Source organism: Arcicella sp., assembly GCF_964672035.1.
In genome coordinates this window covers 13,415-30,917 of the sequence record NZ_CBABQS010000037.1, presented here as the reverse complement: position 1 = coordinate 30,917, position 17,503 = coordinate 13,415, and the positions used below count along the sequence as shown (strand labels likewise).

Sequence of the window (17,503 nt, the reverse complement as noted above, 5' to 3'; positions counted from 1 at the left end):
TTTTGGTAAAATTACAGGGATTCTTATGCTTTAGAAAATTTAAATATTGGCTTTTTGAATACATGAGGAGCGAGTCCAAAACCTGTTAAAATCAAACCAAATATTAACAACGTACTTGTGTGAGCAAAAAACTCACCTGATGCCAAAATTCCCATGACTAAAATGGTTGATAATGGTAGTGAAAACGCTAAAATCAACACGGCTAAATTCATGTCAAAAGTGCGTCTTTCTTTACTTAATTCCTTGTTATCTTCTTTCAAATTAATGCCAGAAATATGAGCAAAAGGCCAAAAACTGCATGAACTTAAGGGCACAACAACGGCCAATAAAACCATTTTGGGGTCTGTAACGTTGAAAATTGTAATAATCAAAACACTAAAAAGAAGCGTTATTCCTGCTCTAGATAACAGAATTGAACTCACTAATTTTATTTTTCCTTCTTTGAATTGAACGGCCATGCCAATATAAATCAACACCAAAGGAGTCATTAAGCTACTTGCCCGTGTGAATAATTCTGAAACTACTGTTGGCAAAGAAGTCATATTTAACCCAACTGAGAGAAAAATAATGGCCAAAAGCATGATGATATTGATGGGTTCTTTTACTAAACTCAATAATAAACTTTTTACCTTTCCTTTTTCATCGGTAGATTCGGTATGATTATTCTTTAAATACATTCCCATTGCCACGAAATACAGAAAATTCAAGGCAAAAAACTTATTTCCAACGTCTCCCATTGCGGCCAAAGCCAAAGAATCATCTCCTAAAAATTCGTTAATAAACGGAAAACTTGAAAGCCCAGGCGCTAATGAAGGCAATAACATCGTTAATGTTCTACCCGCTGAACTATTTTTCTCAATTCCGAAAATTGGTAAAATTACAGGTGTTAAAAAGAAAATAAAAAAGTTGAAGGCTAATATTAAAATTGGATAAATAAGGAGTGAAAAACTCATTTTAATTCCCATTAATGCGATGAAAACCGTAGCAGGAAGAGCGATAGATAAAATGATTTCTTTGATACCAGTAATTTCAGTTTTGTTTTTAATTTTAGATCTTAGTGCCAATCCTAAACCAATTAAAAGCAAAAGAATAAGTGTCTTTTGTAATGCCTCTATCATGATTATTGAAGTATTTAGGTTGATGATATATAAGTTATTTTACTAAAAATAACTTTAAAAATTCATGGCATGACTTTGAGTCATGCCATGAATAGATATTAGATAAAAATCTTTTTAAGATTAAGAAACTTCGCCTAATGCTTTGATAAACATCTTCATTTCGTCCATCGTACCCATACTCACACGGCACCATGATTTATTTTGAATATCAAATGCACGTACCATAATGCCTTTTGCAGTCATTTTTGTAAGGAAATCCTTACCATTCATGGAAATTGGGAAAATAACAAAATTGGTATAAGAAGGAATATATTTATAATTCATTTTAGTCAAATTCTCATAGACATACTGTTTACATTCAGTATTCAGTTTTTTAGTATTTGCCTGAAATTCTTTATCTTCAAAACTTGCAATAGCGCCTAAAATAGAAGTATGAGAAATTCCCATTCCACCACGAGTTATTTTTTGAATTTTATCTAAGAAAGCTGGTGTTGCCACGGCGTATCCTACTCGCAAACCTGCCATTCCCATAATTTTCGAGAAAGTACGAGCAATGATTACATTTTTGTTTTGTGATAATAATGAGACCATACTCTCAGTACCATTTCCTTCCGCCAATTCAAGATACGCTTCATCAATAAAAACTGGAACTTTTTCAGAAACACGTGAACAGAAAGCTAACAAATCTTTTCCTGCCGTGATGCTACCAACGGGATTATTTGGATTACAGATATAAACCATTTTTGTATCTTTATCAATGGCTTTTTCCATCGCATCTAAGTCATGCGACCAGTCTGGCTTACAAGGAATTGCCTTCCAAGTAGCGCCAGTTGCCTCTGCTACTCTAATTAAAGACATGTAGGTTGGATCAGCAGAAACTACATTTCCTCCTTTCATGAATAATACTAAAGCTACTTTTTCTAACAAATCAGATGAGCCTGGCCCCATCATGATATGGTCGGGAGTTACGCCTTCTTTTTTTGCAAGTTTATCAACCAAAGTATTTAATTCTTTCCATGAATAACGATTCCCGCCTGAAACTGATTCGGCAACCGCTTTCTTTGTACTCTCTGGTGGCCCGTAAGGATTTTCGTTTGCATTCAATCTTGCCATCATTACCGATACATTCGGACGTTCATCTAAGAAATGTTCTCTTAGCAATGGGCTATAGTAAAGGCGGTTTTTTGAATCAAGCGAAAACGAAGAGCCTGAGAAAGCGCCCACTGAAATGTGTGGTGCTAATGCTAAGCCACTGATAGTCATTAAACTCGACTTTAAAAGGCTACGTCTGTTAATAAAGTTTTTCATGGAAATTTTAAGTTTTGTTTGAATGATTTAAAATTAATGTTTTCTTAATAACTAAAAAAATTGATTTGTACAGGCTTTTAAAATAAAGAATTAACAAGCACATCAATAACCAAAAGGATTGTACTTATTCAAGAATACATATCTAAAAGTATAAAGTTTTTTTAAAAATAAAAGGAAATATGAATAAAATCCATTTTTGGGGACAATTATATTCATATAATTTAAAAAGTTAACTATATAATACAATTAATATAGCATTACGAGAAACATATTAGCTATTTAATAAAGTTTTTAGATTATTACTATGTTTAAAAAAAAGCTATTTAAGTCAATAAATATGCAATAATTAACAATATAAGTACAAATATAAACGAATATTATTAATATTATTGCAAATAATCAAATTATAGGATTACAAATAAAATATTTATTTCCTAAAAAAATTACAATATTTCAATATTTAAGTATTTATACTGACTTAAATATGAGTGTTTTAAATTACCTTAAAACGGTAAAAACGTTCAAGTTTCTTCTCACTTTAGGGTAATTCAATTTAGATGAATAATTAAAATCCAAAAGTGATTTTTCCATAAAAGAAAGCACCATTAAATCCAAATTGTTGTCCACCCGTGGTTCCCCACTTTGAAACGCCAGTTTGATTATTCTCAACACTTAGTTCATCAGGATACACATCAAAAATATTATTTGAACCCAACGTAACTCCTATACTTTTTCCTAATTGGTAATTCAAGGTAACGTCAGTGGTAACTTTTGGACTGAATGTTTGATCTCTACCGCCAGTAGCACTGTTTAAGTTGGTTTGGGTATTAAAAAATGTATAGTCACCAAATCGAGTTACTACAATTGTCGGTGTGAATTTTTTGAATGAATATGACCCTAAGAATACAAATTTATTTTGTGGAGTTCCGCTTTCGTAACGACCTCTTTGTTGACGGTCGAAGAATATTCTATCTTTCAAATAAGTTCTAACGTCTGCACTTCCAGTAGCCGTTAAACCCGCTGGTACGTGAACATCCATTACTTCGGTGTGCGTAAAATTTCCAGAAAGCGATAGATTCAACTGTCCTGGACCAACTCGGTTTTTGTAAGCCAAAACAATATCAACGCCACGAGTTCTTGTATCAATCGCATTCACAAAAAACTGGGCAGCATTTACATCTGGATAGTTTACCAATAAACCTTTCACCAAAGTAGCAGCCCCTTTTATAATTGGGTCTGTACTTCCAATTGAGCCAAAATCAAATGTTCCCGTTAAAGTAACTCGGTCTTGAATACTAATTTGATACGCATCAACGGTAGCCGTAAAATGTTTACCGATACGACTGGTAATTCCGATACTGGCATTATTAGAGGTTTCAGCTTTTAGAGATGGAATCCCAAATGATTTTGTTGCGGCATTATCATTATTAGCAACCAAAGAAAGAATTAAACTTCCATCCGATTGTGGTATTGATGTTGTAGCAGAATAATATCTTTGTTGCAAAGAGGGTGCTCTAAATCCTGTACTAACCGCCCCTCTTAACGAAAGGCTTTGTAAGAATCCATCTGGATTATCCACTAAAGTCAATCTTGAAGAGGTTTTCCAAGTAAGTTGGTCACCAAAATCGCTGTATTTTTCGTATCTCAACGCACCTGTAAGTAAGAATTTACTTGAAAATTCAGCCTCCACATCAGCATAAGCACCAAGATTATGACGATATTGATTTTGTGCATCGTTCGGTTGATAACCTGGGAAAACTTGCGCACCCGCTGGACGTACTCCTTTAGTTTTACCTCCTACGGTTGATACATAAGTTGTATCACCGTAATTTTTGTACGATTTTTCTTCACCTGCTACAATTTGGTAGTTTTCAAGACGGTATTCTGCCCCAAAAGCAACATTTAAGGATTTCAAAAAAGCACTTTCAACTTGTCGTGAAAGACCTAAGTTGGTTGTGTTCTGAGAGAAAATTAAACTTCCACTGTTAAATTTCGTAGGACTTGAAGCACCAATGGAAGCATTAATTGTATTTTGAATGGTATAATCAATTTGATTACGTCCCGAAGTATTGCTAAAATCTACATTCCAACCATTCGTTTTACTTCTAATCCCTGCCGTAAATGAACCATCAATTAAACGAGCAACGTTTTCACCGAGAAAACCTGTTGGATAAACCGTTGGAAAATATCTACTGGAAATATTATTAATAGTAGTTGTTCCATTTGGAAAACGATATGAGTTATTAGGATTAACACTATATTTTGAAGAAACCCCACCAAAAGCGTACAACTCAACATCTGTGGCAACTGGCAGAACAGCATTTATAAATAAGCTGGCATTATCTTGATTTCCATTACCACTTTTACTTGAGCTAAATCTATCCACACTTTTCTCTTTGGCATCTACAATTTCACTTCCTGTGCCAACTGCATACGGAAACCAGTATAATTTTGCACCTGTTAGTCTGTTATTGAATTCAAACATACCAGAACGATCTGTTGCTAAACGATTGTTTATTTGTCCTGAGATATTAATTGAACCTTTTTCTCCCAAGCGAAAGCCATAATTCAAATCAGTTAATGATGTGAAGCCATCCGTTTTATTGCGGTAACTTGTATTGTAAACACCCGCCATGGTTGAAATTTGACCAGTATTAACGCTTGATTTCAATACAATATTTACAACCCCAGCAATCGCATCTGAGCCATATTGGGCCGCAGCCCCATCTCGCAAAACTTCAATTCTTTCAATCGCTGATACGGGAATTGCATCCAAATCAGTAGAAGTAGAACCTTGAGAAGGCGTACCCAAGACATTAACCAAAGCACTACTATGACGACGCTTTCCATTCACCAACAATAAGGTTTGATCTGGGGCAACGCCACGCAAGGCGACTGGATTTATGTGCGCAGAGCCATCGCCACCACTCTGACGGTTAGAATTAATTGAAGGAGCAATAAAACTCAAAATTTGTGACAAATCAGTTCTTCCAGTTGCTTTAATCTCTTTGCTCGTGATTATATCTACGGGCACAGGAGATTCAATATTTGTCCGTGCATTTGTTGAGCGACTACCAATCACAACGATTTCATTCAAAAACTGCTCATTATCATCTAACTTAATATCAAGTTTAGATTTTGAGCCAACCTTAAATTCTTGCGATTTAAAACCCACAAACGAAACGATAAGTACATCTTCAGGTTTTGCAGAAAGACTAAACTCTCCCGTACTTCCTGCAATGGTTCCTTTATTCGTTCCTTTTATTTGTATCGAAACACCTATCATAGGAGTACTATCTTTAGCATCCACAATTTTTCCAGAAATCAGACTTTGCTGAGCAATCGCAATACCGTTAAACACCAGCAAGATTGCAAAAATGAATATAAGTTTTTTCATTCGGATTGTTATTTAAAGGGTTGATTAAATAATTAGTATATTTTTGAATTTCATGAGTATTTATACTAAAAAAATATGTAATGAGTATTTCTATTTGATTACAATAATTTATAAAAATTGTATTTTTTCAATATTCATGCTGCAATATATAAATCTATAAAAATCAAATCAAAATATTTTCAGAGTATATTTTATTTTTTTTCAAAAAAGAGGTAAAAATGAAAATTAAGATTCATAAAATACAATTTTTTCATTTTAATTATATTTTATGAATTGAAAAAATATAAAAATAGGTTTAAATAATTAACTAAAATAGGATATTTTTTGATATTTTTCTATAAATAGGTTAAGTATTTATTCCTAAAAAAGATATTAAACTCAATTATAATAAAAATTGGATTTTTATGAAAAAATAAATTTAATTGAATAGTGAATAGCCTAAAGGAGAGATTTCGATAAAAACACATCTCTTGATTTCAAAAATGGTTTTATTTGAGACGGGAAAAGAAATAAATGATGAATAGTATAGGCAGATAAGTATACTAAAATAGATAAAAATAATTGTACTTTACTTATTTTTATAGATAAGCAAAGACAGCCATTTTTATAAAAATGGCTGTCTTAAATACAATATGGGAAATAAAATAAATGACGATGGGAGCCTTTCAGTTTGAAAGAAAAAGAAGTGATATTAGGGTAGAATATGGTTTAAAATTACAATAATTCAATTGTTTGTCCTTCCTCCCCTAAGATTGTGTTTGGGAAAACGGCTCTTGCTTCCGCTAAAAGCTCGTCCAATTCCTTGTATCTTGATGAAAAATGGCCAATGACTAATTTACCAACATTGGCACGCTTGGCAATTTCGCCCGCTTGTTTAGCCGTTGAGTGATTCGTTTGTGTAGCACGAATGATTAGTTCATCTAAAAAAGTAGCTTCGTGGTATAATAAATCTACATTTTTGATAATTTCTATGATGGGTTCATTGTAAAGTGTATCCGAACAAAAAGCATAACTTTTTCCTTTGACCAAAGGAATTGTATATTCACGAAAATTGTATTTGACCGTAGTACCATCCTCGAAAAGTACATTTTTACCATCTTTCAAAGTTTTGATTTGCTCAATCGTTAAATCAGTAGGCATCGTTTCTTTGACTATTTTATGCTTCTGAAGTTTTTCTCTAAATAAGAATCCGCAACATTCGACCCGATGAATCAGAGGAATAGTCATTACGGTAATATGGTCATTCTCAAGAAGTTGATACGATTTTTTTGTATCAGTTTCAATAAAATGCAACTTAAAATTTAACCAAGCATCCGAGTATTTTAATTGAATCGTAATAATTTCGGATAATCCCTTTGGTCCAAAAACCCATAAATCTTCCGTTCTGCGGTGCATATTTAAAGTTGAAATAAGGCCAATCAATCCGAAATAATGATCTCCGTGAAGATGGCTTATAAAGATATATTTCAATCGAGTAGGTCGAAGTTTGTAGCGAAGTAATTGATTTTGAGTACCTTCACCACAATCAATCAAATAGCCATCTTGCTCAATTTGAAGATAATGAGCGGTTGGATTTCGTGCAAGAACTGGGGTTGCTGAACCAGTACCTAAAATTGTTACATTAAAACTCAATGTGTTTTGGGGTTATTTGTTATTGGATGACTGAAAGGCTATAGAAATCTAAGCTTTGTATTCATTGAACAAAAACTATACCCATAATTTTTGTTCTTTTAGAAGAAATTATAAATTTGAAACTATTAAAAGGATCGCCGTTGAACTTCCCCAAACAGTTTCATTATGTGTTTTCGGGAAGTTAATACAAGTCAAATTTGATGACTTCTTTTTCACAATCTCCCTAAAATCAAACAATCAATAACTCAGAAAAAAGCCTCATCAAACTAACGTAAGACAAGGCTTTTTTGTTTATAAAATCCTAAAATCAATAATCTGACTCTTTTTCACTACCTCCACCACTATCGCCATATTCGCCGTGGTCATATTCATCGTCTTCATCCGACTGGAAATCATTCTCCAATTCATTCAAATAAACTGCATCAATTGCCTCCTGTGTGGTTGGCATGACCGTTAAATCCTCAATTTTTGCTCCATCTAATTGGTCAATAATTTCGTCATTTTTTGTAACAATAATTAAAAGACCTAATTCATTCAAGCAAATTTTGTTAGCTTTTCGAATCAGTGAAATTCCAAAACCATCCAATTCGACTATCGAGTTAAACTCCATTATTATGTTGCCGTAACCTTCTCTGAAAAGTTTTCTAACTATTTCTTCAAGTTCTGGCGAATTCTCTTGCGTTAAAGAAATTTCTTTAAGTTCGATTAGAGCGAATTGTTCGTTTTTTTCTACCTTAAATTCCATATTTTTTGTTTTATGATGCAATGCAGATGCCACCAAATTCAAAGGATTTTTGTCTATAAAAATCTAAAAAATGTAGCATCTGAATCATTTGCATACCAATATAATTTATAATTACTCGTTGATTGATTTTAAATAATTGTTTACATTCATTTCAACTCTATTTAAAACATCATTTGTGGTATCTTTCTCAAATTTCTTTCCACTTACTTTTTCAAAAAGCTCGATGTATCTTTCTGAAATTTGATTAACCCATTCTTCGGACATCTCAGGAACGCTTTGCCCTTCTTTTCCTTGAAAACCATTGGCAATCAACCATTCTCGGACAAATTCTTTGGATAATTGTTTTTGAGATTCATCTTTTGCTTGACGTTCTGAATATCCTTCTGAATAAAAATATCTTGAAGAATCAGGGGTATGAATTTCATCAATCAACGTAATCTGACCATCTTTATTACCAAACTCATATTTAGTATCAACCAAAATTAGGCCTTGTTGAGCCGCCATTTCTGTTCCTCGGGCAAATAACGCTAACGTATATTTTTCAAGTTGGCTATAATCAGTATCCGAAACTAAACCTTGCGAAAGAATATCTTCCCGAGAAATGTCTTCATCGTGACCTTCGTGGGCTTTGGTCGTTGGCGTAATAATTGGCGTTGGTAATTTATCGTTTTCCTTTAATCCTTCTGGTAAAGAAACGCCACACAAAACACGTGAACCTGATTTGTAAGTACGCCAAGCATGACCTGCCAAATAGCCACGAACCACCATTTCAACGGGATAGGTTTCACATTTCAAGCCCACACTCACGTTTGGGTCGGGCGTTGCAACGAGCCAATTTGGAACCACATCACGGGTTGCGTTCAAAAAATGTTCAGCAATCTGATTTAACACTTGGCCTTTATACGGGATTGCTTTTGGAAGCACCACATCAAAGGCCGAAATTCTATCAGAAGCAACCATAACTAACAGATTTTCAAAGGAATAGATATCACGAACTTTACCTTTGTAGAAACCAGTTTGATTGGGAAAATTAAAATTTGTTATATTTATTGTGTTCATCTTTTCGATTTCGGATTTTCGATTTCAGATTTTCGATTTCAAATGCTAAATCCGAAATCGAAAATCTAAAATCCACAATCCTTTTACATTCTCTCAATTACAATTGCGGTTGCTCCGCCACCACCGTTACAAATACCAGCCGCACCGTAACGACCTTTCGTTTGTCTTAACACAGAAATTAAGGTTGTCAAAATTCTGGCTCCAGAAGCCCCAAGTGGATGCCCTAAGGCAACAGCACCGCCAAAAATATTGACTTTTTTATGCGGAATATCCAGCATTTTCTCAAAAGCCAAAGGTACTACCGAAAATGCTTCATTTATCTCAAAATAATCAATTTCTTCTTTAATTAAATTTGCCATTTTGATGGCCTTTGGTACTGCTACGGTTGGAGACGTGGTAAATAAAGCTGGTTCTTGTTCAGAATCCGCAAAACCAATTATTTTCGCCAAAGGCAATAAACCCAATTTTTCCGCTTTTTTTCTTGACATCAACACCAAGGCACACGCACCGTCATTTAAGGTAGAAGCATTAGCCGCTGTCACAGTCCCTCTCTTTTCAAAGGCCGATTTCAGGGTAGGGATTTTATCGAAATTTACTTTTTTAAATTCTTCGTCTTCCGAAACCACAATAGTTCCTTTTTTAGTTTGAATTTCTACGGGAACAATTTCATCGTCAAAAAAACCATTTTCTGTTGCTTCTTGAGCTCTTTTGTAGGAATCAATGGCAAATGCGTCTTGTGCTTCACGGCTAAATCCGTATTTTCGGGCAGTTTGGTCGGCAAAAAATCCCATGGGTATTTGTTCATAAACATCCATTAATCCGTCTTTTTCCAAACCATCAACCAAAGTATTCGAACCATATTTGTAGCCAAATCGTGCATTTGGAACGTAAAATGGTGCATTCGACATACTTTCCATTCCACCCGCAACGGCTACTTCCGTAAGGCCCAACATGATACTTTGTGCGGCATAAATAATCGCTTTTGCACCAGAGGCACACACTTTATTCACCGTCGTACAACGTACTTGTGCGGGTAATCCTGCTCCTAAAGCAGCCTGACGAGCGGGGGCTTGTCCGAGATTCGCAGAAACTACATTTCCCATGATAACCTCTTCTACCATTTCGGGTTTTATGCCTGCTTTTTCAACCGCCGCTTTAATGGCAATACTTCCTAACTGAGTGGCAGAAAGACTTGCTAAGGCGCCTCCGAAACTTCCAATCGGCGTTCTCACTGCCGATACAATATATACTTCTTGAGTACTCATAAATTTATTTTACCAATTTTTAGTGATACGTGATTCTTTACTTTTTACTAAATTTTGTCTTTGCTGAATATACTGAATTTCACTGTTTTTCATTCCGTCCAAGATTGTTTTTGCTTTTTCAGGTGTTAATCCGTAGTTTTTCAGGGTTTTTAATAACTCGTTTTGAGAATTATTTTTTTCAATTTCTTTCCGTTCTTCCGGCATCTGTTGTGGAGGTATTGATTGATTTTTTAGACGATTCGGTGCTGCATTTTGAACTTTATTTTCTTTCGGATGAAATTGTCTTTTCAATAACTCGTAATTAAATCTGGCAATTTCATTGTCAGGTTTTAGCATTAAAGCTGCTTTAAATAAGGCCAAAGCTCTCACGGTATCTTTCTCACTACAGAGTATCACTCCTAATTGAGAAAAAGTAGTTGAAGCTAAAAGTGGCTCTTTCAAACTCACTAACTGAGCATATTTTCGTCGAGCTCCAAGCGTATCATTTACTTCAAAGAGTGAATTTGCCAAATTAAGCGTGACTTCGGGTGGGGTAAAAAAAGATTGCTTAGACAAAAGTTGGTATTGCAACGTAGCCTCCGTGAAGTTTCCTTGTAAATACGCCTTTTGAGCATCTTCGGTTACCTTATTACGAAGATTTACTCTCGTAAAAGAACTATTGTCGAGTATCCACAGAAATATGTAAAAAATGAGTGAGTTGATGTGTATGATAGTTAAATTAAACAGTTACGATAAAATATTTAAAATCATTGCTAAAACAAATTGATTTTGAGAAAGAAATTAAGAGAAGATGCAGAATGGATTAAATAAAGGAAGTTTTTTTTATAACTGAAACGTTCTTACTGTAACGAATACGTCTATTCCGAGCAAAAATAATGCAATGATTAGAAAATAAAAATATTTATTTGCAATAACATCAACTTGACGTTCATTAATGACGTTTGCGGCAATCTCTTCAACACTCAAAATTAAACCATTAAAACCATCAGAAACCGTATTAATTTCCAAATATTTACCCCCAGTTTCAGCAGCCATTTTTCTCAAAACGGTAGATTCTAATTTTGTAACAATAATATCCCCGTTTTCATCCTTTTTAAAATTTGCCCCTTCTCGCAAAGTAATACCATTGGAAGTTCCAACCCCAACCGCAAAGAAATTTATTTTCTTTCTCCTTATTTCCGCTAACAATGTATTGTCTAAATTTCCAAAATTTTCACCGTCACTAATCAGAATAATTACCTTCGCCTGCGTTTTAGCCTTTGCTTTCGTAAGTTTTTTTAATACCAATTCAAGCGCAGGATTAAAATCTGTTCCTCCTTCGGGTAATAAAGCGGTACTGATTTTGGGTACAAAAAGATTCAGTGCATTTCTATCAAACGTCAAGGGCGAAAGCAGAATTGCATCCTGCGAAAAAACAATTAATCCGACTCGATCATTTTGAAATTGATTTACCAATTTATTAATCTCAAACTTTGCCTTTTCGATTCTACTGGGCTGAATATCAGTAGCATCCATTGATTTAGAAATATCAATCAGTAAAAAAACGTCTTTCCCATTGGCTTTAATAGTACCTTTCAAATCGCCAAAAGATGGATTTAATAAAGCCAATAGCATTAAAGTAAAATAAATGCTTCGTAAAATAAACTTTAAAATACTTGAACGTGAGGTGGTATTTAAACGGCGAGCAATCCAGAATATACGTCCAAGATATATAAGATATAAAATGAAAAATATAACCAGAAACCATTGTTCAGCACTATTAAGTTCGGACGTTAAATTCATATTGCCCTATTTGGGATTTTTCCGTTGATTATGCGAAAATAACAAAAAGGTGTTAGATAACAAGACGAACAATAATTCTTAAATTTATACGGGCTTATTTTGGGAAGGAAAAATCAACTTATTTTTTCCGTACCTTTGCACTCGAAAAAATAGAAAGAATGAAAGAATTTGATAAAAAAGAGTTAGTCCAAACACCACAAGAGACTAAAAAAACGCAACCTCACTTTGTTGTTAAGGATGAAATGGAATTATTGACTTTTTTATTGGCAATTATGCCTAATAAAAGTCGTCATAACGTAAAATCTATTCTTCGTGACAAGCAAGTTTTGGTCAATAAAAAGGCCGTTACCCAATTTAATCATATCCTAAAACCGAATCAAATTGTTGAAATTAAAGACGGGAAAGCACCTGAACAGCAGAAATATAAAGGATTGACCATTGTTTTTGAAGATCAACACCTGATCGTCATTGAAAAACAGGAAGGTACGCTTTCCATTGCTACGGATAAGCAAAAATTGCACAATGCGTATAGTATTTTGAGTGACCATATTAAGAAAGAAGACCCCCGGAATCGAATTTTTGTAATTCATCGTCTCGACCGTGAAACTTCGGGTTTGATGATGTTTGCCAAAAGTGAAAGAGTACAGAAAATGATGCAAGAATCATGGAATGCCACCATTCGTGAGCGTACTTACTTGGCTGTTACGGAAGGTTTTGTGAAAGAAACAGAAGGCGTAGTCGAATCGTATTTAGTTGAAAACAAAGCGCTTACCGTTTATTCAACTAATAATCCAAGTTTGGGCAAACATGCCATTACGCATTATGAAACATTGAAAGCCACCGAGAATAATTCGTTGTTGAAAGTGAATTTAGAAACGGGTCGAAAAAACCAAATCAGAGTTCACATGAAAGATATTGGTTTTCCAATTGTGGGTGATGAGAAATACGGCGCTAAAACTGACCCAATTGGACGTTTAGGGCTTCATGCTTGGGTACTTTCGTTCATCCATCCAATCACAAACGAAGAAATGTTTTTTGAAACCAGAATCCCAAAGAAATTTTTATGGCTGTTTTAACCCTACATTAGACCACAGATTGTAGGGATTTGACTGATTTACACGGATAAAATTCATAGTGATTAACTTCCCGAAATAACTCTATTATGGGTTAAACTTTCGGGAAGTTTGTCAGAAATTAGTATTATCCGTTCAACATCAATTTCGTCGAAAAACATTATCCAAAACTACCGCAGTGGCAATTCCTGCGTTTAATGATTCGGCTCCTCCGAATCTTGGAATGGTAATTTTATGGTTTACTAATTGAGTAATTTCAGCAGAAATACCATTAGCTTCATTGCCAATTACGATAAAACCAGCATCGGTAAAATTGGTACGATGAATATTTTCTCCATCTAATAATGTCCCATAAATATTTACCGTTTGCCTTTTGATAAATTCAGCTAAATCAGTGTAATACAACAAAATTCTTGTAAACGAACCCATCGTTGCGTTGATTACTTTTGGGTTATAGAAATCAACCGTTTCATTCGAACAGATAATTTTGGTAATTCCGTACCAATCGGCAATTCGGATGATTGTTCCTAAATTTCCAGGGTCACGAATGTCATCTAAAATCAACGCAAATTCTTTTTCATTGACCAATAATTCAACGTTTTCTTTCGTTTTGACAACGGCAAGGGCAGCATTATTTGTGCTAAAAGAACCCGCTTTTTCAAGTTCGGTTGCGTCAACAATCGTAGTAATCGTTGCAAATTTGTCTAAAAGCGATTCATTTTCAATCGAAAAAGAATTTGTTACAAACAATAACTCAATTTCAAAGTCGGATTTCAATAACTCAAGAATGCTTTTTGCTCCTTCCACCACAAAAGATTGATGTTCTAAACGAAATTTCTTTTGTTGTAGAGAATTAATGTATTTAATTTGATTTTTGGTTATCATAATTTAATATTTTGTTTATTTCAATCATTTTTAGAAGCTTTTTTACTTTCTTATCAGTCTAAAAATTATCATTTTTTCGTATTTATCTCTTGAAAAAAGCCCTTTTTTACATATCTCTTAGTTTCATTATACTCTATTTCACGAGTTGTTCTCCAAAAGGTGTTTTAACTGAACCACTCTTGTCGTCACAGACTTTCAAAGGCAATAAAATACTTCCAAAAGAAAGATTAGAAGCCTTAATTCCGCAAAAACCGAATAAAAGATTGCCGATAATTCCCATTACACCAGGTCTTTATTTTTACCGTCTTTTTTCAGCAAAAATACCACCGTTTACTTTCAATACATATGCGGAAAAGAAAATTATATGGACAAAGGAATTGACAAAGGTAAATGAGGATTTCGACCAACAAGTAAAGGGAATAGATATTAATTCTCCAGAATACTTAAAAATATTTAAAAAGAAAGATAAAATTATTCAGAAACTTACCCGAAAAATTAATGAAGGAAATTGGGCTATGCGAACTTTCGGCGAACAACCTTCCTATTTTTATGACGACGATGCCATAAAAAATGTCGAAAAAATGAAAACCTATCTAAAAAATCACGGCTTTTTTAGATATTCCGTTAGCTATGGTAAAGATTCTGCATTTTATAATCGAAGAGGAATTGATGTAACCTATTTAATCAATGAGGGCATCGCTTACCCATTCAAACAAGTAGATTCAGTAGTAGTTTTAGACCAAACGATTCGAGAGATTTTAAGAGCCAATGAAAAAGATAGTTTTTTAAAAGTTGGCGAAAGATTGGAAGTTGAAAAACTGAATGATGAGAAAAATCGGATTGAGCAATTATTAAAAAACAACGGCTACTATAATTTCACGAAGGAAAATATTAGTATTAGAGTGAATGATATCGACACCGCAAACATTAAAGGAATTGAAGCAATTACCTATATTCCGAATCCATCGAGGCCTCCACAAAATGAGAATTATAGTAAGGCTTATCCCATTAATAAAGTTACTTTTATTTCGGACGCTTCATCGCCAAATATTACGAAACCCAAAGTAGATACCCTTTATTACAAAGATATTCGATATATTTTTGTAAATAAACGGTTCTCTACCAAACTATTAGATTCAAAAATTGATATTAGACCTATCGATTTATACAAACTAAAAAATCGACTCCAAACCGAAAAAAATCTTTATGGGCTTGACCAATTTCAGTTTACTCGTATCAATTTTGACACTACTCGTGGACTTTTAGACGCTACCATTTATTCAAAACCTTTGGATAAATATCAATTTACGGCAGAAACTGGCGGTAGTCTTTTTCAGTCCGTTTTTGGACCATTTTTTACCACTACACTAAAGATTCGTAATATCGGAGGAAGTGCGAGTTCTCTGGAAAACAATGTCAGGTTTGGTTATGAAGCACAAACGGGCTTTTTCAATACGGGTTCAGTCAGTAGAAATTTGGAATTGGCCTTGAATAGTTCATTGATAATTCCTAAAATTTTAGCACCTAATTTTATCGCCCAACGACTCAATGCTTTTACGCCCCAAACTCGTTTAGGCATTGGTGTTCAATATACCGACCGTCAAGAATACAGTCGTTTGAACTTCAAAATTAATGGTTCCTATCTCTGGCGACCAAATCCAAAGCAGTTTTTGCAGGTTTCTTTAGTAGATTTGAATTTGATTTTTACCAATAATCAAACCCCCGCATTCATTGATTATTTAAAAAAATTAAGTGATGTTGGCAATAATTTAGGGCAGAGTTTTAATAAATCTTTCGTCTCAACCATCAATGCTTCCTATACCTACACCGATGACCCTTACGGACAAATCAAGCGAGGGAAATACTTTAGGATGTTGGTAGAATCGGGCGGAACTACCTTAAATTTCTTTCCAAATGGGCGAATAGGCTTTATTTCAAGTCTATTTGATAGTTTACAATTCTTTAAATTTATTCGAGTAAATGCCGATTTCAGAAAATATATTGGTGTTGGCGTGAACAAAAAATCAAGTTTTGCCTATAAAATTAACGCAGGATTTGCGTATTCGTATGGAAGCGGAAGAAATTTGCCTTATGAAAAAAACTTCTTCGTGGGTGGCCCCAGTAGCATCCGTGCATGGCGACCAAGAACTTTAGGTCCAGGTTCAGATTCTACTTCGCAGAGTTTGGACAAACCAGGAAGTATCATCTTGGAAACAAGTGCTGAATATCGATTTAAGATTTTACGTTTTTCGGGAGATTATAATTTGAACGGAGCATTTTTTGTGGATGCGGGCAATGTATGGCGTTTTCAAGGGCAAAATACGGAAGGAATAACGGGTAGTGATTTCCGTTTTGATAGATTTTACAAAGAAATTGCGGTAGGTACGGGCTTCGGAATCAGGATTGATTTATCCTTTTTTGTGATACGTTTTGATGGAGCAGTCAAAGTGATTGACCCTTCACAAGCAGAAGGAAATCGCTGGGTTTTATTTAAGGATAAGGATAAATTCAAGGGAGACATTAAAAATAATGGCAATCCCTTAGTGATAAATTTTGGGATTGGATATCCTTTCTAATCTTATTTGGATACTTTTTCGTTCCCTTCTTGTTTGACCATTTCGGCAGATGAAGTATTATTGTCAAATTTCGGTTTAGGATGTTTAAATCCATTTCTGGACAGATTCATTCCGTAGGTATAATTGGTACATAAAATGACATCGTTACAATCAAAATGTTTGATAATGCCCGATTCTTGAACTGCCACTACCCAACACGTATTTTGGTGCATACCATAGTCAATAATAAAAAGTGCGTGACCAATTCCCAGAGGGGTGTCAACTAAAATTGCGGGATCTAACTGTAAAATCATGTGCTTATATTTTTATAGAAGTTATTAAGATTGTTGTTTAACTACTCAAATAATAGTTTTAAAATCCTATACCAATCAAATAAAGTAGCCTTAAATGGGTATTTTTCTCCAAATTTAGTAGATTATTATCCCCAAATATGCTCGCAAAAATTAAAAAATAAATCCATTAAAATCTGCTAATTTTCTGGTACTAATCGTAGGTTTAGCGAAGCGTTCCCACTACCAACCCCATGTCTATCATTGAAAGCACTTATCTGTTCTTTTATCTCTGTTACTATTACAAACACCTACCTCCCCTTCAAAATGAAAAAGCCTCAATGTTATAGTATTAACTTATATTATTATAGTTATTATCAATTTGATTTATAAT

General features: G+C 34.1%; 13 protein-coding genes. 2 read left to right on the top strand and 11 right to left on the bottom strand.

From position 1 onward, the window contains the following. Nucleotides 1-23: 23 nt before the first annotated feature. The 9 genes from AC1W31_RS11655 to AC1W31_RS11615 all read right to left on the bottom strand — a co-directional run bounded on the left by AC1W31_RS11655 (nucleotide 24) and on the right by AC1W31_RS11615 (nucleotide 12,306). The gene (locus AC1W31_RS11655; RefSeq protein ID WP_481734620.1) at nucleotides 24-1,118 is read right to left on the bottom strand and encodes an AEC family transporter; all 1,095 of its coding nucleotides are present in this window, start codon (nucleotides 1,116-1,118) and stop codon (nucleotides 24-26) included. Nucleotides 1,119-1,238: 120 nt separating this feature from the next. Beyond that, entirely contained in the window at nucleotides 1,239-2,426 is a 1,188-nt protein-coding gene (locus AC1W31_RS11650) for a pyridoxal phosphate-dependent aminotransferase (RefSeq protein WP_481734619.1), read from the bottom strand. A gap of 565 nt (nucleotides 2,427-2,991) precedes the next feature. Continuing rightward, nucleotides 2,992-5,823 carry a TonB-dependent receptor gene (locus AC1W31_RS11645; protein ID WP_481734618.1) on the bottom strand — a complete coding sequence of 944 codons (2,832 nt, stop codon included), beginning with the start codon at nucleotides 5,821-5,823 and terminating at the stop codon, nucleotides 2,992-2,994. Nucleotides 5,824-6,537: 714 nt separating this feature from the next. Then, nucleotides 6,538-7,455, bottom strand: coding sequence for a ribonuclease Z (locus AC1W31_RS11640; RefSeq protein ID WP_481734617.1), 918 nt, complete (start codon nucleotides 7,453-7,455; stop codon nucleotides 6,538-6,540). A 307-nt stretch (nucleotides 7,456-7,762) separates the two neighbouring features. After that, nucleotides 7,763-8,200: an STAS domain-containing protein gene (locus AC1W31_RS11635; protein ID WP_481734616.1), complete on the bottom strand. Its 438-nt coding sequence runs from the start codon at nucleotides 8,198-8,200 to the stop codon at nucleotides 7,763-7,765. 111 nt (nucleotides 8,201-8,311) lie between these two features. Further along, nucleotides 8,312-9,259 (bottom strand): phosphoribosylaminoimidazolesuccinocarboxamide synthase, encoded by a 948-nt coding sequence (locus AC1W31_RS11630; RefSeq protein ID WP_481734615.1) that lies wholly within the window; start codon nucleotides 9,257-9,259, stop codon nucleotides 8,312-8,314. Between the two features lie 83 nt (nucleotides 9,260-9,342). Further along, nucleotides 9,343-10,524 (bottom strand): acetyl-CoA C-acyltransferase, encoded by a 1,182-nt coding sequence (locus AC1W31_RS11625; protein ID WP_481734614.1) that lies wholly within the window; start codon nucleotides 10,522-10,524, stop codon nucleotides 9,343-9,345. Nucleotides 10,525-10,533: 9 nt separating this feature from the next. Continuing rightward, nucleotides 10,534-10,965 carry a hypothetical protein gene (locus AC1W31_RS11620; RefSeq protein WP_481734613.1) on the bottom strand — a complete coding sequence of 144 codons (432 nt, stop codon included), beginning with the start codon at nucleotides 10,963-10,965 and terminating at the stop codon, nucleotides 10,534-10,536. A gap of 381 nt (nucleotides 10,966-11,346) precedes the next feature. Then, on the bottom strand, nucleotides 11,347-12,306 hold the full coding sequence (locus AC1W31_RS11615; RefSeq protein ID WP_481734612.1) for a vWA domain-containing protein: 960 nt from the start codon (nucleotides 12,304-12,306) through the stop codon (nucleotides 11,347-11,349). Nucleotides 12,307-12,464: 158 nt separating this feature from the next. Between AC1W31_RS11615 and AC1W31_RS11610 the strand changes: the two genes are divergently transcribed. Then, the gene (locus AC1W31_RS11610; RefSeq protein WP_481734611.1) at nucleotides 12,465-13,382 is read left to right on the top strand and encodes an RluA family pseudouridine synthase; all 918 of its coding nucleotides are present in this window, start codon (nucleotides 12,465-12,467) and stop codon (nucleotides 13,380-13,382) included. Between the two features lie 138 nt (nucleotides 13,383-13,520). Here the strand turns inward: AC1W31_RS11610 and AC1W31_RS11605 are convergent, their stop codons facing one another. Beyond that, on the bottom strand, nucleotides 13,521-14,264 hold the full coding sequence (locus AC1W31_RS11605; RefSeq protein ID WP_481734610.1) for a TrmH family RNA methyltransferase: 744 nt from the start codon (nucleotides 14,262-14,264) through the stop codon (nucleotides 13,521-13,523). Nucleotides 14,265-14,353: 89 nt separating this feature from the next. On the opposite strand from AC1W31_RS11605, the gene tamL reads away from it, so the two are divergent. Next, on the top strand, nucleotides 14,354-16,840 hold the full coding sequence (tamL, locus tag AC1W31_RS11600; RefSeq protein WP_481734609.1) for a translocation and assembly module lipoprotein TamL: 2,487 nt from the start codon (nucleotides 14,354-14,356) through the stop codon (nucleotides 16,838-16,840). Between the two features lie 2 nt (nucleotides 16,841-16,842). On the opposite strand, the gene AC1W31_RS11595 is transcribed toward tamL, so the two are convergent. Further along, a complete protein-coding gene (locus tag AC1W31_RS11595; protein ID WP_481734608.1) occupies nucleotides 16,843-17,133 on the bottom strand; it encodes a hypothetical protein in 291 nt (96 codons plus the stop codon). Between the last annotated feature and the right edge of the window lie 370 nt (nucleotides 17,134-17,503).